Source organism: Brucella sp. NBRC 14130, from assembly GCF_040371715.1.
GTDB classification, from domain to species: Bacteria; Pseudomonadota; Alphaproteobacteria; order Rhizobiales; family Rhizobiaceae; genus Brucella; species Brucella intermedia.
Genome location: NZ_BAABTE010000001.1, coordinates 498,275 through 522,654, shown reverse-complemented (window position 1 = coordinate 522,654; position 24,380 = coordinate 498,275). Strand labels below are relative to the sequence as shown.

The following is a 24,380-nucleotide window of genomic DNA, read 5'->3' as shown; positions in this document are numbered from 1 at the left end:
TTGCGTCAATACCAGTACCGGACCAGTACCTTTTAACGGTTCTTTGTCTCGCTTATGCCGTTTGCGATGCGCTTGACCGTGGTCGTGGCCAGAAGCAGGCAAAGGAGCGGTTGCAGCCAGAACATCCAGTCCGGCAAGGTGCCGTCGATGGCGATCCAGGCACCAAGCACGCCGAAGACCACGGCGCGGTCGCTCTTGCCCATCGGGCCGTCATAACGGCGGCTCGCACCCACGGAAGCCCCGGCAAGACCGGCAAATTCCGTCAGCGTGGCAAGGAATATGACCGCGAAAATCCACGGGCCGGTGAACGGGGCGACCAGCGCGAAAGGGGCATAGAGCGCCGCGTCGGAAACCACATCGCCGATCTCGTTGAGATAGGCGCCCAGCGTCGATTTCTGCCCATGTTCGCGCGCCAGCATTCCATCGACGGCGTTCAGGGCCATGCGGAGGAACAGCCAGACCGGGACGAGCGCAAACCATGCCGCATTTCCGCTCCACGCCAGAAAAGCCCCAAGTATGATCGAGACGAGCGCGGCGGCGACTGTAACCTGATTGGCGGTTACACCGCCTGCGGCAAGTCGCACGACCAGCGGCCTCAGTAAATTCTGGAAACGCGACTTGAGTTGATAAACGGACATCAAGAATCTCTTGGGAAACGAAGAATAAGTATTGAACAGCTATTTGCGGTTCGCTCCAGCTCGTTTAAGCAAACATTTTGTTTCACTCAATAGAAATTGGGGGCAGCCGCCTCGCGAGGAAACGCTGGAGAGGGATGCATGGACGAGCAGGCAGTAAAACCGCATCGCGTGGCGCAGGAAAGCCGGTTCGCGACCCATGACGGCACGTCGCTGTTCTACCGTTTCTGGCCGGCGCTCTCCGGCAAGCCGAAAGGCGTCATCGTCCTGCTGCATCGCGGGCACGAGCACAGCGGCCGCGTCGCGCACCTCGTCGACGAACTGGGGCTGGACGACTACGCCTTCTATGCCTGGGATGCGCGCGGCCACGGCCAGTCGCCGGGCGTGCGCGGCTTCTCGCCATCCTTCGGCGCGTCGATCCGCGATCTCGACAGTTTCGTCACCCATATCCGGGAGGAAACCGGCGCGGCTATCGAGGACGTGGCAATTATCGCGCAGAGCGTCGGCGCGGTGCTTGCTGCCGCATGGGTGCATGACTATGCGCCGAATATCCGGGCGCTGGTGCTGGCTTCGCCTGCCTTCGACATCAAGCTCTATGTGCCATTCGCCAAGGAAGGCATCGGCCTGTGGCAGAAGCTGAAAGGCACTTTCTACGTCAATTCCTACGTCAAGCCGCAGTTCCTGACCCACGATCCGGAACGCATCGAATCCTATCGTACCGATCCGCTGATCACACGGCCCATTGCATCGCATATCCTGCTGCAACTCTACGAGACGGCGAAGCGCGTGGTGGACGATGCGCGGGCGATTACCGTTCCGACGCAACTGCTCATCTCAGGCAGCGATTTCGTCGTGCGCCCCGCGCCGCAACATCGCTTCTTCGAGAACCTCGGCAGCCGCATCAAGGAGCGGCACGTGCTCAAGGGCTTCTACCACGACACGCTGGGCGAGCGGGACCGCAAACCGGCCATCGAACGCATTCATGATTTCATCGAGGCGCGCTTTGCCGAAGCGCCGCAGCGCGCCGACCTGACGGAAGGGCATATTGCAGGCCACACGCGCGACGAGGCGGACCAGCTGTCGACCCCGCTGCCGCTTCTGACGGCGCAGGGGCTCTACTGGGCGTCGACGCGCGCGTCGATAGCTTTCGGCGCACTGTTTTCGGAAGGGCTGAAAGTCGGCAGGCGCACCGGTTTCGATTCCGGTTCGACGCTCGATTACGTCTATGAGAACGAAGCGCGCGGTATTGGGCCGGGCGGCAAGCTCATCGACAGGCAGTTTCTGGAAGCGATCGGCTGGCGGGGCATCCGGCAGCGCAAGGTGCATCTGGAAGAACTGATCGGCGTGGCGATCAACCGGCTGAAGAGCGAAGGCCGCTCGACCAATATTCTTGATATTGCTTGCGGCCATGGCCGCTATGTCATCGACGCGGTGGTGCGCGCCGGGGCGATGCCGGACAGCATCCATCTGCGCGACTATTCGCCGATCAATGTACTGGCGGGCAACAAGCTCATCAGGGATCGCGGGCTGGAGGCCATTGCCCATATGGAAGAGGGCGACGCTTTCAACGAGGAAAGCCTCGCCGCTGTCACGCCGCAGCCGGACCTCGCCATCGTGTCCGGTCTTTACGAGCTTTTCCCCGATAACGCGCTGATCAATCGTTCGCTGTCGGGGCTTGCCCGCGTGCAGAAGCCCGGCGCACTGCTGATCTACACCAACCAGCCATGGCATCCGCAGCTTGAAATGATCGCGCGGGCGCTGACCTCGCATCGCGGCGGCGAGGCATGGGTGATGCGCCGCCGCACGCAGGGCGAGATGGACCAGCTTGTCGAAAAGGCAGGCTATCGCAAGATCGAACAGCGCATCGATCAGTGGGGCATTTTCACCGTCTCGATTGCAGAGCGGGTCGGAGACGGCAAGGCGTGACGGTGCATCTGACGGAACGCGAGGGATATTCGCGGCGGCCCGTGGTCCGTCGCGCCATCCTTTGGCTTCTGTTTCTCGCTCCCTTCTTCTACCTGACATACGGCACGGCCAACTGGCTCGCATCGCAGCAAAGCCATGTGCCGAACCTTGCCTTCGCGTGGGAAAACCGGGTTCCGTTCATCGCGTGGAGCATCGTGCCCTATTGGTCGGTCAATCTGTTCTACGCGGTCGCGCTGTTCGTCAATGACAGTCCGGAACAGGTGGACCGGCTGGCGAAGCGTTATCTGGCGGCTCAGATCATCGCCGTTCTCTGCTTCGTCGCCTTTCCGCTGACGGCGACCTTCGTAAAACCGGCAACGGCTGGCATTCCGGGCTTCATGTTCGATGTGCTCGGCGGTTTCGACAAACCCTTCAATCAGGCACCTTCGCTGCATATCGCGCTTCTGATCATCATCTGGGACCAGATGCGCCGCGTGATGGGCGGTGCCGTGCGCGTGGTCTGGCATGTCTGGTGCCTGCTGATCGGCCTGTCGGTGCTGACCACCTATCAGCACCACGCGGTCGATATTCCGGCGGGCGCTTTGCTCGGCCTGTTCGCCCTGTGGCTTTTTCCGCGTAATGGGTCCTCACCATTCGCCGGTTTTCAGTTGACCACAAACCCAAAAGCGCGTCGGCTGGGTCTATACTATCTGGCGGGCGCTGTGCTTTTTCTCGCGCTCGGCATTCATGGCCTCAGCATGACCGGCTATGCGATCTTCTGGCTCTGGCCCGCAACCGCGCTGGCCATCGTGGCGCTTGGCTATTTTGGTGCAGGTGCTGGCATTTTCCAGAAGCAGACGGATGGATCGGTCAGTCTTGCAAGCCGCTGGCTCCTTTGGCCCTATCGTCTTTTTGCCGGGCTGAATGTGCGGTTCTGGAACCGCAGGCTGCCGCCGCATGTGGAGCTTGCCGACGGGGTGTTTCTGGGGCGTTTTCCTAAAGCCGCAGAACTTTCATCCTTTGCGACCGTCATCGATCTGGCCGCTGAAATGGTACCGCCGCCGCATGCCGCGGAATGGAAGAGCTTTGCCGCGATCGATCTGGTCGCGCCGCCATCGGAAAAAGTGCAACTGGCCGCCGATGCCGTTGAAGCGGCTCGCCATCACGGTCCGGTTCTCATCTGCTGCGCGCTCGGTTTCCAGCGCAGCGCCACGGTTGCGGTGGCCTGGCTCGTCTCGACTGGCCGCGTGGCCAATGCGCGAGAAGCAGAAACGCTCATCCGCGCCAAAGGCTGGCCGGTTCATCTGCATCTGGCGGGGGAAGCGGCATGAACGCGCCTGCATCCTCCACGGCGGTCTGGCTGCGCCGCAACGCCTTTCCCGGCATTGCCGTCGCGGTCGTTCTTCTGGCGGTCGCGCCCTTCCTGCGCCCGGTGCACGATCTGGCTTTCTGGCTGATCTGGCCGTTGCTGCTTGCAAGCGCGCTGATCGTGCTCGGTATCGCGGCGCATCTTCTGTTCGATGCAGCGCTTTTCCGGCTGATTGCCGCTTCCGGCGAAACGGGCCTGAGCGAGGTGGACCGAATTCTGGAACGCATGGGCCTGCGCACCAATGCCGGTCCTGTTCGTCCGCTTGCGGCGAGGATCGAGGGTTCGCGGCGCATCGTGGGGCGCCTGCGGTTCTTCATGGGGGTTGGGATCGTGCTTTTCATTCTGCTGGCCGTGGTGCCAACGGGTCAGGGGCTGTGACATGCGGGAACTGATCCGGCATCAGGTGCAATCGATTTTCGGCTCGTTTCTGGCAATCCTGTCGCGGGGGATTACCGGCGTGCGGCCGATCTGGAGCGGCACTGGCCCGTCGCGCAACCAGCGCATCTATTTTGCCAATCACACAAGTCATGGCGATTTCATCCTGCTTTCCTCCTGTCTCGACCAGGAAGAACGCGCGCGCACCCGTGCCGTCGCCGGCGCGGATTACTGGCGGGGCAACCGCGTGCGCCAGTTCATGGCGGAAGTTCTGCTGCGCACCGTGCTTGTGGAACGCAACTGGGTGGAACGCACGCAGGACCCGATGGAAGTGATGCTGAAGGCGCTGGCCGACGGCTATTCGCTCATCATCTTTCCCGAAGGCACGCGCAACATGACAGACGAGGCGCTGCTGCGCTTTCGCTCCGGCATCTACAATCTGGCGCTGGCGCGCCCCGATGTCGAACTGGTGCCATGCTGGATCGAAAACATGTCGCGCGTGCTGCCCAAGGGCGCGATGCTGCCGGTGCCGCTTCTGTGCCGTGTCGTTTTCGGCGCGCCGGTCCAGCTTCGCGAGGGTGAGGACCGCAAGGAATTTCTCGCCCGCGCCCGCCAGAGCCTTCTCGATATACAGCCCCGTAACGGTAAACAGCCATGAGCGAAACAACCCGATTATTCCTTGGCCTCATGGGCGTTCTGACAACGGCAAGCGCCGTGGCCGGTGTTCTTTCATGGCGCGCGCCAAAGCCGCTTTCATCCACGCTGGTCAATCTCAATGCCCGCATCAAGGCATGGTGGATCATGGTTGGCGCCATGTGCGTCGCTTTCCTGTTCGGGAAGGGTGGCGTGATCGTGCTGTTCGGGATGATCTCGTTCGCGGCCCTCCGCGAATATGCGACGCTGACCCAGACAAGGCGCGCCGACCACCGCGTGCTGCTCGGCATGTTCCTGCTGGTCATTCCGGTGCAGTATTACCTGATCTGGATCGACTGGTACGGGCTCTATTCCATCTTCATCCCGGTCTATTGCTTCCTCGCAATGCCGGTGCTGACGGCGCTTTCCGGCGACACGTCGCGCTTTCTGGAACGCATCAGCGAGCAGCAATGGGGCATCATGCTGTCGGTCTATTGCATCAGCCATGTACCGGCCTTGATGACGCTGGATATTCCCGGCTTCGACGGCAAGAAACTGCTGCTGATCGCTTTTCTGGTGGCCACCGTGCAGGGCAGCGATGTGCTGCAATATATTTTCGGCAAGCTGTTCGGCAAACATCGCATCGCGCCCAGCATATCGCCGTCAAAGACCTGGGAAGGCTTTGTCGGCGGGGTTGCGGCGGCATCGCTTCTGGGGGCGGGGCTTGCCTGGCTGACGCCGTTTTCGCCGCTCCAGGCGGGCGCCCTTGCGGCGACGTCATGCATCATGGGCTTCTTCGGCGGGCTTGTCGCCTCCGCCATCAAGCGCGATCGCGGCGTGAAGGACTGGGGCCACATGATCGAAGGGCATGGCGGCATGCTCGACCGGGCCGACAGCCTCGTCTTTTCAGCCCCGGTCTTCTTCCACACCGTGCGCTATTTCTGGACCTGAACATCCTGCGCAAAACCGCGCCACACTTCAGCTGGAAATGCTGTGGCCGGTCATGTCGCTTCAGGGCAGCTTCAGGGCGATGAACTGCGAAACCTGTCCGTGGCTGAAATTGTTGTCGGAAGCGAGGACCAGCGTCCTCTTCCCGTCCACCACCGGCCCGAAGGTGACGGCCTCGATATTGTCGATGTCGAGGCCGAAATCGCCTTCGTCGAGCTGGAGGAGGAGCTGCTTTGCCAGCGGCGTTACGGGCTCGCTGGCGAGCGACGGAACGTCTTTCACATTGCTGGCGCCGTCGAAGGATGCGCGATAGAGCGTGATCCGGTTGCCCACGCCCATGGCGAAGGAGCGCTCGACGGTGAGGAGATCGTTTCCATCGGCAACGAATTCCGACATGCCGTTATCGTTCCAGAAGGGCGGCTCAGTCGCCTTGGTGAAGATCGGGCCGGTGTCATAGGCATATTCCGCCGTCACATTGCCTGATGCAAGATCGAAGGCGATGATGCGCGAGCGGCTGCCATGGTCGAGCGTCGCCTTGTCCCCGTCCTGTACCAGCGCGTTTTCAGTACCGGCCAGAAGCGTCTTGCCGTCCGGCGTGATCGTCAGGCTTTCAAAGGAAAGATTGTTGCGGATGCCGCGTGTCCTGCCCTCGTCGGGAATGTAAGCTTCCGGCAAGGCAAATTCGCGGATGAAGCTGCCATCGGTCTTTGCTTCGCCGACAAACGGTCTGCCATTCCTGTCGCCTTCGCTCGACCAGTAGATGGTGCCGGTGGCCGTATTGAAGCGGATGCTTTCCGGGTCCACGTCCTTCAGTGCAAATGGTTTGCCCGCCTTGTCCAGAAGCGTAACCGTTTCCAGAATATCGAGGCTCTGCATGCCGGAACCGTCGATGGCGAGCTTGAGCTTGTAAAAGCGCGCTGGCGCGTTTTCCGAACGGTCGTCGGATATGGCGTAATAGACATCTGCACGCGGGTCGTAGTCGAGGCCGGATATTCCGCCGAATTCGACGCCGCCGATTTTCAGGCCGGTGGGCAGGGTGAAAGCGCCGATCAGTTCGGGCTTGGGCATTTCATGCGCAACGGCGCTGGTTGCAAGGGCGAGAAACAGTGCAGCAAGAGGTGCTTTCATGACGGCGGCCCGTTCGATCGAGAAAGTCACCGGATAGTCGTTCTGTTTGACAGGAAGATGAAGGCTGCTGATCTCAAATTCTGTCGAATGCGCGCGCCGGTTCCTGCCTGTCGATCAGGTGGGAGGGGGCCGCAAATTGCAGCAGCTTGTTCTTGTTGGTGATCTTGATCGCCGAGGCCTGCACCGTGACGCCATGCGAACCGAGTGTCGCGAAATTGCGTGACAGGTTCTCCGGCGTCATGCCGAGATAGGAGGCGAGCGTGCGTTTTTCGTAAGGAATCATCACCACGTCGGCGCCGTCGTTCAAAAGCGATTCCTTGACGATCCAGTTGGCGAGGCGCTGTACGCTGCTGCGCAGCTTCTGCGCCTTCAGTTCCTTCACCAGACGGCGATAGGCGCGCGCGGTTTCAAAAACGATGGCGCGCATGAAGCCGACATCCTCGCTCATCAGGTCGCGCACCAGGCTGGAAGGCACCATCAGCACGCGGGTGGGCGTGAGCGTCTGCGCGGTTTGCAGGCATACATCATCGTTCAGCACGGCTGCAAGAATGAAGATGTCGTCGGCGCGCAGTATCTCCAGCGCGGTCTCGCCATCGTCCGATTTCGCCGACATCAGCACAAGCCCGTCCAGGATCACGAACAGGAAATCCGCAGGCTCGTCCTCCCTGATCAGGGTCGTGCGGGGCGGAAACGACTGCACGAAACTCGGGCGCACTAGCCGCTCGAACGTGGCGTCGGCCATGTCCGCGAAAAGCGGCAGATTTCTCAGCGCGTCGATTTCTTCTCTCCGCATCGATCCTCACTTCAGGGGGCAAGTTATGGCCCGCTAATATAATTGATAAATATCAATCGTGCAATATGCATTAATCAATACTTGCGCCAAACTCGGTCTATTATTGGCCTTAAGTCACCAAGAACTAAAATTCAACTTGAATAGTCTAAAGATATTGATCTTAATCAATGTATTCATCTCGCAGTCGACGCATAAGTGCATACGAAACCTCCCAATGGTATTCAATTCGGAGTACGCCTATGCAACATGTCGCAGGGGAAAATCCCAGGGCGCAGACAACGGCGCTAGCGATGAGTACGACCGCTTTTACAGTCTGTTTCGCGGTCTGGACCATCTTCGCAATCATCGGCATTGAAATCCGGTCCGAGCTTGGACTGAGCGAAACGCAGTTCGGCCTGCTGGTCGGCACGCCCATCCTGACCGGATCGCTGATCCGCGTCATCCTCGGCATCTGGGCGGACCGCTATGGCGGCCGCGCCATCTTCACGCTCACAATGCTGGTCTCGGCGGTCGCCACCTGGCTTCTGACCTACGCCACCACCTATCCGCAGATGCTGGTTGCGGCGCTTGGCGTCGGCGTGGCGGGCGGGTCGTTCTCGGTCGGCGTCGCCTATGTGTCGCGCTGGTATCCGCCGGAAAAGCAGGGCGTCGCGCTTGGCATTTTCGGCGCGGGCAATGTCGGCTCGGCGGTGACGAAGTTCTTCGCGCCGATGGTCATGGTTGCGTTTGGCTGGCACGCGGTCGCGGAAGTCTGGGCGGCGGCGATGGTCGTCATGGCGCTCATCTTCTATTTCACCACGAGCGACGATCCGGTTCTGGTCGAGCGCCGGCTCAAGGGCATAAAGCCCACCAGCACGCTGATGGAGCTGGAACCGCTGAAGAATGTGCAGGTCTGGCGTTTCTCGCTCTACTATTTCTTCGTCTTCGGCGCCTTCGTGGCACTCGCGCTGTGGCTGCCGCAATATCTGATCCATGTCTATGGCGTCGATATTCGCCTGGCAGGCATCATCGCGGCGTTCTTCTCCGTTCCGGCCAGCCTGTTCCGCGCCTATGGCGGGCATCTTTCGGATGTCTATGGCGCGCGCCGGGTCATGTACTGGACCTTCGCCGTCTCGCTGGTCGCAACCTTCGTGCTGTCCTATCCGCCGACGGATTATGTCATCCAGAGCGATAACGGCCCGCTGGCCTTCCATGCCGAAATGGGCGTGATCGGCTTCACCATCACCGTCTTCATCCTCGGCTTCTTCATGGCGCTCGGCAAGGCTGCGGTCTTCAAGCACATTCCGGTCTATTATCCGGGCAATGTCGGCTCGGTCGGCGGCCTCGTGGGCATGATCGGCGGTCTTGGCGGCTTCATCCTGCCGATCCTGTTCGGCGTGCTCCTCGACCAGACCGGCCTCTGGACAAGCTGCTTCATGCTGCTTTTCGTCATCGTCGCCGTGTCGTTCACATGGATGCATGTCTCGATCCGCCAGATGGAACGCGCCTCGCAAGGCGCGGCCACGGAAGAACTTCCGGCCTTCGCCGAATTGCAGGGCCTGAAGAAGGCCGAAATCAAGCCGGCAAAGGGCGATTCCGTCCTCACCGACTGGCGTCCGGACGATCCGGCGTTCTGGGAACAGAAGGGAAGGAAGATCGCCAGGCGCAACCTGTGGCTTTCGATCCCCGCGCTTCTCCTGTCCTTCGCCATCTGGCAGGTCTGGTCCGTGGTGGTGGCGAAGCTGCCGCTGGTGGGCTACCAGTTCACGACCGACCAGCTCTTCTGGCTGGCGGCGCTCCCCGGCATTTCGGGCGCGACCTTCCGCATCTTCTATTCCTTCATGGTGCCGATCTTCGGCGGCCGCCTATGGACCACACTGACCACCTGGTCGCTGGTCATTCCGGCCATCGGCATCGGCTATGCGGTGCAGAACCCGAATACGCCTTATTTCATCTTCCTTCTGCTGGCGCTCTGTTGCGGCTTCGGTGGCGGCAACTTCGCCTCCTCCATGTCCAACATCTCGTTCTTCTTCCCCAAGCACGAGAAGGGCAATGCGGCAGCGCTCAATGCGGGCCTCGGCAATCTCGGGGTCAGCGTCGTGCAGTTCGTGGTGCCGCTGGTCATTACCGCCGGCATCTTCGGCAAGCTCGGTGGCGATCCGGCAATGGTCGCGACCGAAGCGGGCAGCGCACCGCTGTGGCTGCAAAATGCCGGGTTCTTCTTCGTGCCGTTCATCATCGTCACGGCCTTCGCCAACTGGTTCGGCATGAACGACATCGCATCGGCCAAGGCTTCGTTTGCCGATCAGGCCGTCATCTTCCGCCGCAGGCACAACTGGATCATGTGCTGGCTCTATACGGGAACCTTCGGCTCGTTCATCGGCTATTCGGCAGGCTTCCCGCTTTTGACCAACATCCTGTTCCCGGAAGTCAATGCGCTTCAGTTCGCCTTCCTCGGGCCTCTCGTCGGCGCTCTGTCGCGGTCGGGCTCGGGCTGGCTTGCCGATAAATACGGCGGCGGGCGCGTCACCATCTGGGCATTCGTGCTGATGATGATCGGCGTGGCGGGCGTGCTCTACTTCGTCGGCATCAAGGATCAGCCGAACGCGTTCTGGGGCTTCTTCGCTTCCTTCATCCTGCTGTTCTTCGCGACCGGCATCGGCAACGCCTCCACCTTCCAGATGATCCCGGCGATCATGTCGAAGGAAATGGACAGGCTCATGCCCAAGGCCACCGCGGAAGAACGCCGCCACGAAGCGGACAAGGAATCCGCGGCCATCACCGGCTTCACCTCGGCCATCGCTGCCTTCGGCGCCTTCTTCATTCCGAAGGGCTACGGCACCTCGATCAGCATGACCGGCGGGCCGGAAGCCGCACTCTGGGCCTTCCTGATCTTCTACGTGACATGCCTCGTCATCACCTGGGGCGTCTACACCCGAAAAGGCGGGCTGCTCTACGACGTGGAGCACCGCAGCAAGCCAGCCGCTGCTGCCGCCTAACGAACCAAAGTGAGGATAAAATCATGAGTCTACTCCTCGATCGCCTGAACTTTCTTGCGCGCAAGAATGTCGGCACCTTCTCGGAGGGCCATGGCGTCACCACCAACGAAAACCGTGACTGGGAAGATGCCTATCGCAAGCGCTGGCAGCACGACAAGATCGTGCGCTCCACCCACGGCGTGAACTGCACCGGCTCCTGCTCGTGGAAGGTCTACGTCAAGGGCGGCATCATCACCTGGGAAACCCAGCAGACGGACTATCCGCGCACCCGCGCCGATCTTCCGAACCACGAACCGCGCGGCTGTTCGCGCGGGGCAAGCTATAGCTGGTATGTCTATTCGGCCAACCGCGTGAAATATCCGCTGATCCGCTCGCGCCTCCTGAAATTGTGGCGCAAGGAACGTGCGCTGAAAACGCCGGTCGCAGCCTGGGCTGCGATCCAGCAGGACCCGGCCAAGCGCGCCGACTATATGAAGGTGCGCGGTCTCGGCGGCTTCGTTCGCGCCACCTGGGAAGAAGTCAACGAGATCATTGCAGCCGCCAATGCCTATACGGCCAAGACGTACGGCCCGGACCGCGTGATCGGCTTCTCGCCGATCCCGGCCATGTCGATGGTGTCCTATGCGGCGGGTTCGCGTTACCTGTCGCTGCTCGGCGGCGTCTGCATGTCGTTCTACGACTGGTATTGCGACCTGCCGCCCGCGTCACCCATGACATGGGGCGAACAGACCGACGTGCCGGAATCGGCAGACTGGTACAATGCGGGCTTCCTGATGCTCTGGGGTTCCAACGTGCCGCAGACCCGCACGCCGGATGCGCATTTCTACACGGAAGTGCGCTACAAGGGCACCAAGTCGGTCGTGGTCTCGCCTGACTATTCTGAAGCTGCAAAGTTCGCCGACCTCTGGCTGCACCCGAAGCAGGGCACCGACGCCGCCCTTGCCATGGCGCTCGGCCATGTGATCCTGCGCGAATACCATCTCGACCGGCAGGTTCCGTATTTCGAGGATTATTGCCGCAAATATTCCGACTTCCCGATGCTGGTCATGCTCACAAAGAAGGACGGACGCTACGTGCCGGACCGCTTCCTGCGCGCCTCGGACCTGAAGGACGATCTGGGCGAGGCCAACAATCCCGACTGGAAGACGGTCGCCTTCGATACGAAATCCGGCACCTATGTTGCCCCGCAGGGCTCCATCGGCTTCCGCTGGGGCGATGACGGCCAGTGGAACCTTGAAGAAAAGGATGGCCGGGGCAAGGATGTGGAACTCGCCAAGAGCTTCATTGCGACTGGCGCGCACGATGCCGTCGCCGATGTGGCGTTCCCTTATTTCGGCAATCGCGAACACGATTATTTCGAAGGCACCGACCATGACAGCGTGCTGGTGCGCAAGGTCCCGGCCCGCAAGCTCAAGCTGAAGAAGGGCGAAGTGCTGGTCGCGACCGTGTTCGACCTGTTCGCCGCCAATTACGGCCTCGATCGCGGGCTTGGCGACGAGAACTCCGCCCGGTCCTATGACGAGGGCCTGCCCTATACCCCGGCCTGGGCGGAGAAGATCACGGGCGTCCCGCGCGACCAGATCATTGCCGTCGCCCGCGAATTCGCAACCAATGCCGAAAAGACCAATGGCCGTTCCATGGTCATTCTCGGTGCCGGTCTCAACCACTGGTACCACATGGACATGAACTATCGCGGCATCATCAACATGCTGGTGATGTGCGGCTGCATCGGCCAGTCGGGCGGCGGCTGGAGCCATTATGTGGGACAGGAAAAGCTGCGCCCGCAGACCGGCTGGACCGCGCTTGCCTTCGCGCTGGACTGGAACCGTCCGCCGCGCCACATGAACTCCACCTCGTTCTTCTATGCGCATACCGACCAGTGGCGCTACGAGACCGTGAAGGTGCAGGACATCCTTTCGCCCACCGCGCCCGATGGTGCGTGGGAAGGCACGATGATCGACTACAACATCCGCGCCGAACGGATGGGCTGGCTGCCTTCCGCGCCGCAGTTGCAGACCAACCCGCTGGAGCTTGCCAGAGAGGCAGCCGCATCGGGCAAGGAGCCGAAGGACTTCATCGCGAATGCCTTGAAGAACGGCACGGTCACCATGTCCTGCGAGGACCCCGACCACGAGGCCAACTGGCCGCGCAACATGTTCGTCTGGCGCTCGAACCTGCTCGGTTCGTCGGGCAAGGGGCATGAATATTTCCTGAAGCACCTGCTCGGCACCTCCAACGGCTTGCTTGGCAAGGATCTGGGACAGGAAGGCGCGCAGGAAAGCCGCGAGGCCGTGTGGCATGAGAATGCGCCGGAAGGAAAGCTCGACCTGCTGGTCACGCTCGATTTCCGCATGTCCACGACCTGCGTCTATTCCGATATCGTTCTGCCGACTGCCACCTGGTACGAGAAGAACGACCTCAACACCTCCGACATGCATCCCTTCATCCATCCGCTGTCGAGTGCCGCCGATCCGGCGTGGGAAGCACGCAGCGACTGGGACATCTTCAAGGGCATCGCGAAGAAGTTTTCGGAAGTGGCGCCGGAAGTGCTGGGCGTCGAGAAGGACATCGTTCTGGTGCCGACCCTGCATGACACGGCGGGCGAACTGGCGCAGCCCAAGGATGTTCTCGACTGGAAGAAGGGCGAGGTCGAGCCGATTCCCGGCAAGACCATGCCTTCGGTCGTGGTCGTGGAGCGCGATTATCCGAACCTCTACAAGCGCTATACCTCCGTCGGGCCGCTTCTGGACAAGCTTGGCAATGGCGGCAAGGGCATCTCGTGGAACACCGAGCATGAGGTCGAGCTTCTCGGCAAGCTGAACGGCAGGGTTCATGAGCCGGGCGCAACCGAAGGGCGTCCGCGCATCTATACCGATGTCGACGCAACCGAGGTCATTCTCTCGCTTGCGCCGGAAACCAACGGCGAAGTGGCGGTCAAGGCATGGGAAGCGCTGTCGAAGTTCACCGGCCGCGACCACACCCATCTGGCTCTTCCCAAGGAAGACGAGAAGATCCGCTATCGCGATATCGTCGCGCAGCCGCGCAAGATCATCTCCTCGCCGACATGGTCGGGGCTCGAATCCGAGCATGTCTGCTATAATGCGGGCTATACCAATGTGCATGAGCTGATCCCGTGGCGCACGCTGACCGGCCGTCAGCAGCTCTATCAGGATCACCTGTGGATGCGCGCCTTCGGCGAGGGCTTCTGCGTCTATCGTCCGCCCATCGACACCAAGACGGTCAACCCGGCAATCCGCGAAAAGGCGGACGGCCAGCCGCATCTGGTGCTGAACTTCATCACGCCGCACCAGAAATGGGGCATCCACTCCACCTATACGGACAATCTCCTGATGCTGACGCTCAATCGCGGCGGGCCGGTTGTCTGGATTTCGGAGCCGGATGCGGCAAAGGCCGGAATCGTCGATAATGACTGGGTGGAAGTCTACAACGCCAACGGCGCCATCGTGGCCCGTGCGGTCGTCTCCCAGCGCATGAAGGATGGAACCATCTTCATGTATCACGCGCAGGAGAAGATCGTGAATACGCCCGGCTCACCACTCACCGGACAGCGCGGCGGCATTCACAACTCCGTCACCCGCATCATCACCAAGCCGACGCATATGATCGGCGGCTACGCCCACCAGTCCTATGGCTTCAACTATTACGGCACCGTCGGCGCCAACCGCGACGAGTTCGTGGTCGTGCGCAAGCTCGACCATGTGGACTGGATGGAAGGGCCGCTTGAAGAAGGCAACCGCAACTCCGCCGTGAAGGAGGCAGCAGAATGAAAATCCGTGCGCAAATTGGAATGGTGCTCAATCTCGACAAGTGCATCGGCTGCCACACCTGCTCGGTGACGTGCAAGAACGTCTGGACCAACCGTGAAGGCGTGGAATATGCCTGGTTCAACAACGTTGAGACCAAGCCCGGCATCGGTTTTCCCAAGGAATGGGAAAACCAGAAGAAGTGGAACGGCGGCTGGGTCCGCAAGAAGAACGGCAAGATCGAGCCGAAGATGGGCGCAAAATGGCGCATCCTCGCCAAGATTTTCGCCAATCCGGACCTGCCGGAAATCGACGACTATTACGAGCCGTTCGACTTCGATTACGGCCATCTGCAGACGGCAGGCGAAAGCAGGACCATGCCGACCGCCCGCCCGCGCTCGCTGATTTCCGGCGAGCGGATGGAAAAGATCGAATGGGGGCCGAACTGGGAGGAAATTCTCGGCGGCGAGTTCGCCAAGCGCTCGAAGGACTACAATTTCGAAGGCGTCGAGAAGGAAATCTACGGCCAGTTCGAAAATACCTTCATGATGTACCTGCCGCGCCTGTGCGAGCACTGCCTCAACCCCACCTGCGTTGCGGCCTGCCCGTCCGGCGCGATCTACAAGCGCGAGGATGACGGCATCGTCCTGATCGATCAGGAAAAGTGCCGCGGCTGGCGCATGTGCGTCTCCGGCTGCCCCTACAAGAAGATTTATTACAACTGGAGCTCGGGCAAGTCCGAGAAGTGCATCTTCTGCTATCCGCGCATCGAAGCAGGCCAGCCGACCGTCTGTTCGGAAACCTGTGTCGGCCGCATCCGCTATCTGGGCGTGATGCTCTATGATGCAGACCGTATTTCGGAGGCCGCTTCCACGGCCAATGAACAGGACCTCTATCAGGAACAGCTCAACATCTTCCTCGATCCGAACGATCCTGCCGTGATCGAACAGGCGCGCAAGGACGGCGTGCCGGAAGCCTGGCTGGAATCCGCCAGGCATTCGCCGGTCTACAAGATGGCGATGGACTGGAAGATCGCCTTCCCGCTCCATCCCGAATACCGCACCCTGCCGATGGTCTGGTATGTGCCGCCGCTTTCGCCGCTGCAATCGGCTGCGGCTGCCGGCAAGCTCGGCATGGACGGCCCGCTGCCGGATGTCCGCTCCATGCGCATCCCGGTCCGCTACCTCGCCAATCTCCTGACCGCAGGCAAGGAAGAGCCGGTCATCTCGGCGCTGGAACGCATGCTCGCCATGCGCGCCTATATGCGCGCCAAGACGGTCGATGGCGTCATCGACGAGGCGATTGCCGACCGCGTCGGCATGAGCGGCGCGATGATCGAGGAAATGTACCACATCATGGCGATTGCCAATTACGAGGACCGCTTCGTCATCCCGACGACGCATCGTGAAATCACCGAGGACGCCTATGACGTGCGCGGCTCCTGCGGCTTCACCTTCGGCAATGGCTGCTCGGGCGGCACGTCGACGGAAGATCTGTTCGGTGCCAAGCGCCAGAAAGTGGTCCAAACGCCGACCGATATTTTCAGGGAGCAGGTGTAATGAACAGGACCCTGAAAATCATTTCGCTGCTGCTTTCCTATCCCACGCCCGAGCTGCAACTGGGCGGAGAGGAGCTGAAAGAGGCGCTTGCCGGGGAAAGGCTTTCGCCCGGCATCCGCAGGCTTCTCGACAGTCTTGTCGATTATGTCTGCGACTGCGACCTCTACGAGGCGCAGGAACGCTATGTGCATCTTTTCGACCGCACGCGGTCGCTGTCGCTGCATCTTTTCGAGCATGTGCATGGTGAAAGCCGCGATCGCGGCCAGGCCATGGTCGACCTGATGAAGATGTATGACGACAACGGCTTTGTGGTGGATGCCAGGGAACTGCCGGACTATCTGCCGCTGTTTCTCGAGTTCCTGTCGACGCGCTCGCCGGAGGAAATCCATGATCTTCTCACCCAGACCGGCCATATCACGGCGGCCATCGGCGAGCGGCTGCGCAAGCGCCAGTCGCCCTATGCCAACGCCTTTGCGGCGCTCCTGCATGTCGCCAACGCCAAGCCGGACCAGAGCCTCGTCGGAGAATTGCTTCGGCAGGAAGAAGACGACCCGAACGACCTCGCCGCGCTCGACCGCATCTGGGAAGAAGAAGCGGTGACGTTCGGCGGCAATGCGGGTGAAAACGCCTGCGGCCCGGACCGGTTGCGCATGCAGATGCGTGCGGCACAGCGCAAGCCCGGCTCCCCGTCCAACCCTTCACATCTATAGGAGACGGAAAATGGCTTACCTCCATACGTTTCTTTTCGGCATCTATCCCTATATCGCGCTGAGCGTGCTCGTGCTCGGCTCGATCTTCCGTTACGACCGCGAGCCCTATACCTGGCGTTCGGGCTCGAGCCAGCTTTTGCGGCGCAGGCAGCTCATGTGGGGTTCGGTCCTGTTTCACGTCGGCGTGCTGTTCATCTTCGCCGGTCATTTCGTCGGCCTGCTGACACCCATCTGGGTGTTCGACATGCTTGGCGTCAGCCATGAGGCAAAGCAGATTCTCGCCGTCGTGGCGGGCGGCATTGCCGGGGTTATGGCAATCATCGGCGCCAGCATGCTGGTGCATCGCCGCCTGTTCGATCCGCGCGTGCGCGCATCTTCAAGGCCGACCGACACGCTGATCATCATGCTGTTGTGGGTGCAGCTTCTGCTGGGCCTCGGCACCATTCCGGTTTCGCTGCAACATATCGACGGCGGCGAAATGGTGACATTCATGAACTGGGCGCAGGGCATCTTCACCTTCAACCCGGCTGCATCGAGCTACATCACCGATGCGTCGTTTGTCTTCAAGATGCATATCTTCCTGGGGCTGACGATCTTCCTGCTGTTCCCGTTCACGCGCCTTGTGCATATGCTGAGCGCACCGGTGCGCTATATCTGGCGTCCGGGCTATCAGGTCGTGCGTGAGCGCAACCATACGGCTCAGCCCTCGCATATGCGCGTTCCTGCGGAGTAAGGCTCATGGTAACGCTTTTCGACCGGAAACAACCCGCTGCCGGGCAGCACAATCACCCGACCGGCTATACCACCTATCAGGAGCCGGATACGCGGGTGCCGCCCAAGCCGCGCCCGGTTTTCGATGCGGTGTCCGTCAATGGCGTGGCGATCAACGAAACCGACATCCTGACGGAGGCGCAGAACCATCCGTCGGACAATCCCGGCGCGGCGCTGCTTGCCGCGGCCCGGGCGCTCGCGGTCCGCGAACTGCTTTTGCAGCGGGCGAGGGAGGCGGGCATCGTGCCGGAACGCGAGAAGGACGCCGAGGGACGCAGCGAAACCGACGAGGATGCGCTGGTGCGCATGGTGATCGAACGGGAGGTGGAAGTGCCTTCCGCCACGCGGGAGGAAGCCTTGCGCTTCTACGAAAACAACCGCCACCGCTTCACCAGTGCGCCCATTCTGGAGGCGAGCCATATCCTGATCGCCGCCGATCCCGCCGACAGCCAGGCCCGCGAAAAGGCCCGCGCGACCGCTGCCCGCCTGGCTTCGGCGGTGATTGCCGAGCCTGCCACTTTCGCCTCGGTCGCGCATGAATATTCGTCCTGCCCTTCGGGCGCGCAAGGCGGCAATCTGGGCCAGCTCACGCGCGGCAGCACGGTGCCTGAATTTGAAAGGGCGCTGGAGCGCATGGCGGCAGGGGAAATCACGGCCAATCCCATTGAAAGCCGCTTCGGTTTTCATATTGTGCGGCTTGACCGCCGCATCGAAGGCGAGGAACTGCCGTTCGATTATGTGGCCGACCGGATTGCGGGCTGGCTGGAAGCCTCCACCTGGTCGAAGGCGGTGTCGCAATATATCGCGATCCTCGCAGCCGACGCTGAGATTACCGGCATCGATCTGTTGTCGAACGAGGGAGCCGAGGCATGAGGAACGAACCGACGCTTGCGGCCATCCTCGCCGCCAAGGATGTGCCGGTGGACCAGCTTCTGGCAGGTGCGGCGCATCGGGCAAGACAGGCGGGCCTGCGCGTGGCCGGCTTTCTGCAGCACCGTGAAACCGGCGGCGAGGAATGCTGCCGCGATATCGAGATCGAGCATATCGGCACCGGCGTCACGCAGATCATTTCGCAGGCGCTCGGTTCCGGGTCGAAGGGTTGCCGCCTCGATCCGGCGGCCCTTGCCGATGTGGCAGGCGCGCTTCAGACGGAACTCGATGACGGCGCGGATATGCTGATCCTCAACCGTTTCGGCAAGGGCGAGACGGAAGGGCATGGTTTCCGCTCCATCATCGAAACGGCCTATGCGCGCCAGATTCCGGTGCTGACCGTGGTGCGCGAAACCTATGTCGAGGGCTGGAACGACTTTGCCGGGGATTGCGGCGTTCTTCTGGCACCCGACAGCAAGGCCGTGCTCGGATGGTGCGACCGCGTGATGGAAGCGCGGCGATTGCCCGAAGCCGTATGACGATGGATGCTCTATAGATCCAGCTGGTCGCGGCGATCTTCCGCAATCAGCTTGCGGATCTGATAGACGATCTGGTCGCCATGCGCCTTGCCGAGCAGATCGGCGGTGTCGACATCGCGCTCTTCGATGGCGCGGATCATGTCCTCATGCTCGGTGACGTAACGCTCCGGCAGGCGGTCCGCAAAGGACTGGTAATAAAGGCGCAAGAGCCTGCGCCCTTCGTCGAGAAGCCGCGAAAAGAACGTGGTGTAGAAGGGATTGCGTCCGGCTTCGGCAATGGCCGCATGAAAATCGCGGTTGGTCGCGATCATTTCCAGTGCGTTCTGCGAGCGGACGGCGCGGGCAAAGGCTTCCTGATGCGCGCGGATATTCTCAAGATCCTTGTCGGTCCGGTTGCGCGCTGCAAGTCGCGTCGTGACGCGGTACATCAGCGTCACCGCGTCGAAAAAGGCGGGCAGGCTCAGGAAGTCGATATTGGACACGACAGTCGAACGATTGGGGAGCGTGGTCACGAAGCCGTCGCTTGCAAGCCGCACCAAAGCCTCGCGGATCGGCGTGCGCGACATGGAAAAGCGTTCTGCCAGTTGGTTTTCATCGATGGGACTGCCCGGCGCGAGCGAAAGATCGATGATCTCGTCGCGCAGCACGTCGTAAACCAGCTTGACACCTGAACCCTTCTTCCGGTCGGCTGTCTGGTTGGCGTCGTCTTTGTCCATGATCTTTCTGCCTTCTTACGGTGTATTTGGCGCGGCACAACCGCATTCTAACAGCAGTTTAAATTCCAACGGTCAAGCAATCCTAACCTCATTTAAAATTTTGGTCGACAAGAAAAATACAAAGTGTATATTTGATTTCAATACAAGGTTCGACAGAGCGATTGTAGGTTCAGCTCGCGCGAAAGCGCCCAAGGAAAACGCCAAGGAAAGACGCTATGACTTCTAACATTTTCTCCGGCTGCATTCCGGCCCTCATGACCCCCTGCAAGCCTGACCGCACGCCGGATTTCGATGCGCTGGTCCGCAAAGGCAAGGAACTGATCGCGAAGGGCATGTCTGCGGTTGTCTATTGCGGCTCCATGGGTGACTGGCCGCTTCTTTCGGACGAGGAACGCATGGCTGGCGTTGAAGCGCTTGCCAAGGCTGGCGTGCCGGTCGTCGTCGGCACCGGCGCGGTCAACACCAAGATTGCCGCCGCCCATGCTGCCCATGCGCAGAAGGTCGGCGCGAAGGGCCTGATGGTTATTCCGCGTGTCCTGTCGCGCGGCTCGTCCATCTCGGCGCAGAAGGCGCATTTCAAGGCGATCCTGTCGGCTGCTCCCGATCTGCCTGCCGTGATCTACAACAGCCCTTATTACGGTTTCGCCACCCGCGCCGACCTGTTCTTCGCGCTGCGTGCGGAACATCCGAACCTGATCGGCTTCAAGGAATTCGGCCGCGCGGAAGCCATGCGCTACGCCGCTGAAAACATCACCAGCGCCGATGACAATGTGACCCTGATGGTCGGCGTCGATACCGGCGTTTTCCATGGTTTTGTCAATTGCGGTGCAACCGGCGCAATCACGGGCATCGGCAATGTGCTGCCGAAGGAAGTGCAGCATCTGGTTGCCCTGTCGAAGGCCGCAGCCACCGGCGACGTCGAAGCGCGCAAGCTGGCGCTGGAACTGGAAGCCGCACTCGACGTGCTGTCGTCCTTCGATGAAGGCCCGGACCTCGTTCTCTTCTACAAGCACATGATGGTTCTGACCGGCAATCCGGAATATGAACTGCATTTCAACGAGACGGACAAGCTGTCCGACAGCCAGCGCGGCTATTGCGAAACCCAGTTGAAGCTGTTCCAGACCTGGTATGCCGACTGGAACAAGCAGGGCAGCGCAGCAACGAAATACGCTGCCTGAAATCAGGTCAGAAAAAGAAAAAGGCGCCGGTTTCCGGCGCCTTTTTGTTTGGGATCACGACACTGCGTCGAGACCCTTTTCTTTGAGCTTTTCCAGCAGCGCCATTTCGGCGGCGGTGAGCGTGATGCCCTTGCTGAGTGAATCGCGGCGAGCGGCAAAGCGGCGCTGCGACGGCAGGCGCGCGCCCTGTCCGGCAATCGCTTCGATCAGGATTTCGCCGCGCTCCTGCGGATTCCCGCGACCGCCCGCCATGCGGGCAGGGTCGAAGGCGATGATGAGTTCGCCATGGCGCGGCGCAAGCGTCGTCGTGCCAAGGAAGTCGAGCGCCTCGGGGCTGGTGAAATCACCGATCATCACACCAGCCAGAAGTTCGATCATCGTGGAAATGGCCGAGCCCTTGTGCTCGCCGAATGGCAGCATCGCGCCTGCAAGGGCGGCTTCCGGGTCGGTCGTGGGCTTGCCCTCCGCGTCCACGGCCCAGCCTTCGGGCAGCTGCTTTCCGGCGCGGCGATAAAGCTCCAGTTCGCCGCGCGCGGCAACGCTGGTGGCAAAGTCGAACACATAAGGATAGTCGCCGGGGCGGGGCCAGCCGAAGGCGAAGGGATTGGTGCCCAGAAGCGGCTTCGTTCCGCCTGCGGGCGCAACGGTTGCATAGCTCGGGCACATGGCGATTGCGGCAAGCCCCTGTTCGGCAAGCGCCTCGACTTCCGGCCACAGGGCGGCGAAATGGGTGCAGTCGTTGATCGCCAGCGCCGCAACGCCGAGCTTGCGTGCCTTTTCGACCAGGGCAGGGGCGCCGCGTTCAAAGGCCAGATTGGCAAAGCCGCCCTTGGCGTCGACGCGAACAACGGCGCTGTCATCGGTCGTGACGACAGGATCGGCATCGGCGACCACCTTGCCGCTTTTCAGCGTGCGCAGGCAGCCTTCGATGCGGTAGACACCATGGGATTTGCAGCCGTCGCGCTCGCCCGCCACAATCGTCTTGGCGATGGCTGCGGCATGGTCGGCGCTGAAACCCGCCTTGCTGAGGATTTCCCGCACAAGCCCGGCGAGTTCTTCTGTCGAAATCGAAATGGTGTCGCTCATTCTGTCATTCCTTGCCGGTTCTTGAGGCAGTGCGGATAGGGGCGAATAAAGTTCGCTAAAATGCATACAAGATGCATGCAGGGTTGTCATGCCGGGGAGACGGGCCGGGGCCTGCGGCAAAAGGGCTTCACCGGAAATGGTGCGGTGGCCCGACGCGGAAAATCAATCCTTTTTATTCTGAGCGTCATTATCATGAATAACGCAGTCTGTTTGATCCAGATCAAAGAGAATGGCCTGCGGCAGGTCTAAATCCCGTCGTGTGGCGTGTAAAGCCGAGACGGCAGCTGCGCCCATCCGATGGAGATCAGGACGAAAATGCGTAAACTCGCAATCAAATTTGCTGCAGCAGGCATTCTTGCGGTGCTGGCGGCCCCAGCCCTTGCCGAAAATATCGAAGTTCACATGCTCAACAAGGGTGCAGAGGGCGCCATGGTTTTCGAGCCCGCCTATATCAAGGCCAATCCCGGCGACACGATCACCTTCGTGCCGGTGGACAAGGGGCACAATGTCGAATCCATCAAGGACATGATCCCGGAAGGCGCGGAGAAGTTCAAAAGCAAGATCAACGAGAATTATGTGCTGACGGTTACGGAGCCCGGCGCATATCTGGTAAAGTGCACTCCGCATTATGCAATGGGCATGATCGCGCTGATCGCCGTGGGCGACAGCCCGGCCAATCTCGAACAGATCGTTTCGGCCAAGAAGCCGAAGGTCGTTCAGGAGCGGCTGGAAAAGGTCATCGCCAGCGCCAAATAATACGGGCCAGTAATAGGGGCCAGTAATACCGAAACTCGATGAGCCGGACTTGATCGGCTTCATGGCGAGGACATCATGACCAGACAGCCAGGCCTGCAGGCAGTACCTGCTGCGATGCCATCCGATCAAAAAGGTATGCCGCGCGGACTGAAGATGACCGGTCCCGTCCTCCTCAGCTATGGCTTCCGCCCGTTCTTTCTGGGCGGAGCCATATGGGCCGTTCTGGCCATGCTCTTCTGGATATTGTCGCTCACGCTTGGAATGCCGCTCGGCGGTTCCTATGGCGGGCTGAACTGGCACGCCCATGAAATGGTGTTCGGTTTTTCATCCGCCGTTCTCGCAGGCTTTCTGCTGACCGCCATCCCGAACTGGACGGGGGGGCTTCCGGTGTCGGGAACACCGCTGGCGATCCTTTTTGGCGTATGGCTCGCCGGGCGGCTTATCTTTCTGGAGCCGGACCTGATCGCTGTGCGGTTCGCCGTCGCGGTCGAAAGCCTGTTCCTGCCCATGCTGCTTTTCATCTGCGGGCGGGAAATCGTCGCCGGTCGCCAATGGAAAAACCTGAAGGTGCTGATCGGCGTGGCGACGGTGATGGTCGCCAATCTCGTCTTCCATTATCTGATCCTGACCGATGGCGATGTGGCCCTGGCCAATCGCATCGGGGTCAGCGCCTATGTCCTGCTGGTGATGGTGATCGGCGGGCGCATCGTGCCGAGCTTCACCCGCAACTGGCTCAACAAGATGGGAAAGACACGCTTTCCGGTGCCGTTCAACCGTTATGACGGTTTCAGCATTCTCGTCGGCGCGGTGGCCTGCATCGGCTGGATCGCCGCACCCGATCAGTCTGTAACGGCGGTTCTGGCGTGGATTGCGGCGCTGTTTCATATCGTGCGGCTTTACCGCTGGCGGGGATGGTCGGTGGCGCGGGAAAAGCTGCTGCTCGTGCTTCATGTCGCCTATGCCTTCATCCCGCTCGGTTTCATAGCCATCGGTCTCTCGGCCATCGATCGCCTCAATCCTTATTCGGCCCTGCATGTGGTGACCGTGGGCGCGATGGGCTGCATGATGCTCGCGGTCATGACGCGGGCGACGCGCGGCCATACCGGTCGCGAACTGACGGCATCGCCCGTCACGCAGGCCGCTTATCTCTGCCTTGTCGCGGCGGCGCTGATCCGGCCGCTGGCGGAAGTCATGCCGAATTTCTTCCACACCATCCTCGCTGCCTCGGCCTTGCTCTGGATGGGCGCTTTCGGACTTTACGTTCTGGAATATGGTCCGATGCTGTTACGCGAGAGACGCCAGCGCATGGCGGGCGCGTAATCTGCCCCATCGCAAGGATCATTCAAACGACAGTCCGAGGTCGCTCGCGGGCTGTCTTTTTGTTTTGCGGGGGTGAGTCGCGGCGCCGATCCTGCGATTCTGCCCGTCCAAAGGGCCTGAAACGGGGGTGTGGAAAGAAAAATCACACTCAAGATCACATTTAAATCGTTATAATGTTATGACCATATTGTTATGCTTTTGAAACGGTGTTACCGGAATTGGTGCCCGGGAGGCTGGTCCTGAAGGGACCGCGCAAACCCGGGCAGCACGAGCGCATTGCATCCAGTCGGCGTTACGCCCGCGTTACACAATGCGCCGTGGCTTTGTTGTTTATACGCATGCCGGTG

General features: G+C 60.9%; 20 protein-coding genes. 15 read left to right on the top strand and 5 right to left on the bottom strand.

Annotated elements, in window-relative coordinates:
- Positions 1 to 32 precede the first annotated feature (32 nt).
- A complete protein-coding gene (locus ABWW28_RS02550) occupies positions 33 to 638 on the bottom strand; it encodes a CDP-alcohol phosphatidyltransferase family protein (protein WP_176587982.1) in 606 nt (201 codons plus the stop codon).
- 138 nt (positions 639 to 776) lie between these two features.
- Between ABWW28_RS02550 and ABWW28_RS02545 the strand changes: the two genes are divergently transcribed.
- From ABWW28_RS02545 to ABWW28_RS02525, 5 genes are read left to right on the top strand one after another with little or no spacing between them, the layout of a single operon-like run.
- Complete coding sequence (locus tag ABWW28_RS02545; protein WP_176587981.1) at positions 777 to 2,561, top strand: bifunctional alpha/beta hydrolase/class I SAM-dependent methyltransferase; 1,785 nt, start codon at positions 777 to 779, stop codon at positions 2,559 to 2,561.
- Positions 2,558 to 3,871, top strand: coding sequence for a phosphatase PAP2 family protein (locus tag ABWW28_RS02540; protein ID WP_176587980.1), 1,314 nt, complete (start codon positions 2,558 to 2,560; stop codon positions 3,869 to 3,871). The genes ABWW28_RS02545 and ABWW28_RS02540 overlap by 4 nt, the downstream gene beginning before the upstream one ends.
- Entirely contained in the window at positions 3,868 to 4,287 is a 420-nt protein-coding gene (locus ABWW28_RS02535; protein WP_176587979.1) for a hypothetical protein, read from the top strand. The genes ABWW28_RS02540 and ABWW28_RS02535 overlap by 4 nt, the downstream gene beginning before the upstream one ends.
- Position 4,288: 1 nt before the next feature.
- Positions 4,289 to 4,942, top strand: coding sequence for a lysophospholipid acyltransferase family protein (locus ABWW28_RS02530; protein WP_006468352.1), 654 nt, complete (start codon positions 4,289 to 4,291; stop codon positions 4,940 to 4,942).
- Positions 4,939 to 5,868: a phosphatidate cytidylyltransferase gene (locus tag ABWW28_RS02525; RefSeq protein WP_176587978.1), complete on the top strand. Its 930-nt coding sequence runs from the start codon at positions 4,939 to 4,941 to the stop codon at positions 5,866 to 5,868. Before ABWW28_RS02530 ends, ABWW28_RS02525 begins: the two co-directional genes overlap by 4 nt.
- 60 nt (positions 5,869 to 5,928) lie before the next feature.
- Here ABWW28_RS02525 and ABWW28_RS02520 read toward each other — a convergent pair whose 3' ends face one another.
- Positions 5,929 to 6,993: an esterase-like activity of phytase family protein gene (locus tag ABWW28_RS02520; RefSeq protein ID WP_176587977.1), complete on the bottom strand. Its 1,065-nt coding sequence runs from the start codon at positions 6,991 to 6,993 to the stop codon at positions 5,929 to 5,931.
- A 73-nt stretch (positions 6,994 to 7,066) separates the two neighbouring features.
- A complete protein-coding gene (locus tag ABWW28_RS02515) occupies positions 7,067 to 7,786 on the bottom strand; it encodes a cyclic nucleotide-binding domain-containing protein (RefSeq protein ID WP_353390215.1) in 720 nt (239 codons plus the stop codon).
- A 239-nt stretch (positions 7,787 to 8,025) separates the two neighbouring features.
- Between ABWW28_RS02515 and ABWW28_RS02510 the strand changes: the two genes are divergently transcribed.
- From ABWW28_RS02510 to ABWW28_RS02480, 7 genes are read left to right on the top strand one after another with little or no spacing between them, the layout of a single operon-like run.
- Positions 8,026 to 10,764 (top strand): nitrate/nitrite transporter, encoded by a 2,739-nt coding sequence (locus ABWW28_RS02510; RefSeq protein WP_121991018.1) that lies wholly within the window; start codon positions 8,026 to 8,028, stop codon positions 10,762 to 10,764.
- A 23-nt stretch (positions 10,765 to 10,787) separates the two neighbouring features.
- Positions 10,788 to 14,552, top strand: coding sequence for a nitrate reductase subunit alpha (locus ABWW28_RS02505; protein WP_176587975.1), 3,765 nt, complete (start codon positions 10,788 to 10,790; stop codon positions 14,550 to 14,552).
- Entirely contained in the window at positions 14,549 to 16,087 is a 1,539-nt protein-coding gene (gene narH, locus ABWW28_RS02500; protein ID WP_006468358.1) for a nitrate reductase subunit beta, read from the top strand. Before ABWW28_RS02505 ends, narH begins: the two co-directional genes overlap by 4 nt.
- Entirely contained in the window at positions 16,087 to 16,797 is a 711-nt protein-coding gene (gene narJ, locus ABWW28_RS02495; RefSeq protein ID WP_006468359.1) for a nitrate reductase molybdenum cofactor assembly chaperone, read from the top strand. The genes narH and narJ overlap by 1 nt, the downstream gene beginning before the upstream one ends.
- Positions 16,798 to 16,807: 10 nt before the next feature.
- Positions 16,808 to 17,530, top strand: coding sequence for a respiratory nitrate reductase subunit gamma (gene narI / locus ABWW28_RS02490; RefSeq protein WP_006472081.1), 723 nt, complete (start codon positions 16,808 to 16,810; stop codon positions 17,528 to 17,530).
- A gap of 5 nt (positions 17,531 to 17,535) precedes the next feature.
- Positions 17,536 to 18,441, top strand: a complete 906-nt coding sequence (locus tag ABWW28_RS02485) for a peptidylprolyl isomerase (RefSeq protein ID WP_006468361.1) — start codon at positions 17,536 to 17,538, stop codon at positions 18,439 to 18,441.
- Positions 18,438 to 18,977, top strand: a complete 540-nt coding sequence (locus ABWW28_RS02480; protein WP_006468362.1) for a DUF2478 domain-containing protein — start codon at positions 18,438 to 18,440, stop codon at positions 18,975 to 18,977. Before ABWW28_RS02485 ends, ABWW28_RS02480 begins: the two co-directional genes overlap by 4 nt.
- Positions 18,978 to 18,988: 11 nt before the next feature.
- Here ABWW28_RS02480 and ABWW28_RS02475 read toward each other — a convergent pair whose 3' ends face one another.
- Positions 18,989 to 19,693, bottom strand: coding sequence for a GntR family transcriptional regulator (locus ABWW28_RS02475; protein ID WP_006468363.1), 705 nt, complete (start codon positions 19,691 to 19,693; stop codon positions 18,989 to 18,991).
- Positions 19,694 to 19,908: 215 nt separating this feature from the next.
- Between ABWW28_RS02475 and ABWW28_RS02470 the strand changes: the two genes are divergently transcribed.
- Positions 19,909 to 20,871 (top strand): dihydrodipicolinate synthase family protein, encoded by a 963-nt coding sequence (locus ABWW28_RS02470; protein ID WP_353390210.1) that lies wholly within the window; start codon positions 19,909 to 19,911, stop codon positions 20,869 to 20,871.
- A 54-nt stretch (positions 20,872 to 20,925) separates the two neighbouring features.
- Here the strand turns inward: ABWW28_RS02470 and ABWW28_RS02465 are convergent, their stop codons facing one another.
- Positions 20,926 to 21,957, bottom strand: coding sequence for an Ldh family oxidoreductase (locus ABWW28_RS02465; protein ID WP_176587974.1), 1,032 nt, complete (start codon positions 21,955 to 21,957; stop codon positions 20,926 to 20,928).
- Positions 21,958 to 22,272: 315 nt separating this feature from the next.
- Between ABWW28_RS02465 and ABWW28_RS02460 the strand changes: the two genes are divergently transcribed.
- Together ABWW28_RS02460 and ABWW28_RS02455 are read left to right on the top strand one after the other, a co-directional pair.
- Entirely contained in the window at positions 22,273 to 22,713 is a 441-nt protein-coding gene (locus ABWW28_RS02460) for a pseudoazurin (protein WP_006473392.1), read from the top strand.
- Positions 22,714 to 22,788: 75 nt separating this feature from the next.
- Positions 22,789 to 24,033 carry an NnrS family protein gene (locus ABWW28_RS02455; protein ID WP_176587973.1) on the top strand — a complete coding sequence of 415 codons (1,245 nt, stop codon included), beginning with the start codon at positions 22,789 to 22,791 and terminating at the stop codon, positions 24,031 to 24,033.
- Positions 24,034 to 24,380: the final 347 nt, after the last annotated feature.

Coding starts and splice junctions, on each gene's coding strand:
- ABWW28_RS02550 (WP_176587982.1), bottom strand. CDS start 638: ATGTCCGTTTATCAACTCAAGTCGCGTTTCCAGAATTTACTGAGGCCG.
- ABWW28_RS02545 (WP_176587981.1), top strand. CDS start 777: ATGGACGAGCAGGCAGTAAAACCGCATCGCGTGGCGCAGGAAAGCCGG.
- ABWW28_RS02535 (WP_176587979.1), top strand. CDS start 3,868: ATGAACGCGCCTGCATCCTCCACGGCGGTCTGGCTGCGCCGCAACGCC.
- ABWW28_RS02530 (WP_006468352.1), top strand. CDS start 4,289: ATGCGGGAACTGATCCGGCATCAGGTGCAATCGATTTTCGGCTCGTTT.
- ABWW28_RS02525 (WP_176587978.1), top strand. CDS start 4,939: ATGAGCGAAACAACCCGATTATTCCTTGGCCTCATGGGCGTTCTGACA.
- ABWW28_RS02520 (WP_176587977.1), bottom strand. CDS start 6,993: ATGAAAGCACCTCTTGCTGCACTGTTTCTCGCCCTTGCAACCAGCGCC.
- ABWW28_RS02515 (WP_353390215.1), bottom strand. CDS start 7,786: ATGCGGAGAGAAGAAATCGACGCGCTGAGAAATCTGCCGCTTTTCGCG.
- ABWW28_RS02510 (WP_121991018.1), top strand. CDS start 8,026: ATGCAACATGTCGCAGGGGAAAATCCCAGGGCGCAGACAACGGCGCTA.
- ABWW28_RS02505 (WP_176587975.1), top strand. CDS start 10,788: ATGAGTCTACTCCTCGATCGCCTGAACTTTCTTGCGCGCAAGAATGTC.
- narH (WP_006468358.1), top strand. CDS start 14,549: ATGAAAATCCGTGCGCAAATTGGAATGGTGCTCAATCTCGACAAGTGC.
- narJ (WP_006468359.1), top strand. CDS start 16,087: ATGAACAGGACCCTGAAAATCATTTCGCTGCTGCTTTCCTATCCCACG.
- narI (WP_006472081.1), top strand. CDS start 16,808: ATGGCTTACCTCCATACGTTTCTTTTCGGCATCTATCCCTATATCGCG.
- ABWW28_RS02485 (WP_006468361.1), top strand. CDS start 17,536: ATGGTAACGCTTTTCGACCGGAAACAACCCGCTGCCGGGCAGCACAAT.
- ABWW28_RS02480 (WP_006468362.1), top strand. CDS start 18,438: ATGAGGAACGAACCGACGCTTGCGGCCATCCTCGCCGCCAAGGATGTG.
- ABWW28_RS02475 (WP_006468363.1), bottom strand. CDS start 19,693: ATGGACAAAGACGACGCCAACCAGACAGCCGACCGGAAGAAGGGTTCA.
- ABWW28_RS02470 (WP_353390210.1), top strand. CDS start 19,909: ATGACTTCTAACATTTTCTCCGGCTGCATTCCGGCCCTCATGACCCCC.
- ABWW28_RS02465 (WP_176587974.1), bottom strand. CDS start 21,957: ATGAGCGACACCATTTCGATTTCGACAGAAGAACTCGCCGGGCTTGTG.
- ABWW28_RS02460 (WP_006473392.1), top strand. CDS start 22,273: ATGCGTAAACTCGCAATCAAATTTGCTGCAGCAGGCATTCTTGCGGTG.
- ABWW28_RS02455 (WP_176587973.1), top strand. CDS start 22,789: ATGACCAGACAGCCAGGCCTGCAGGCAGTACCTGCTGCGATGCCATCC.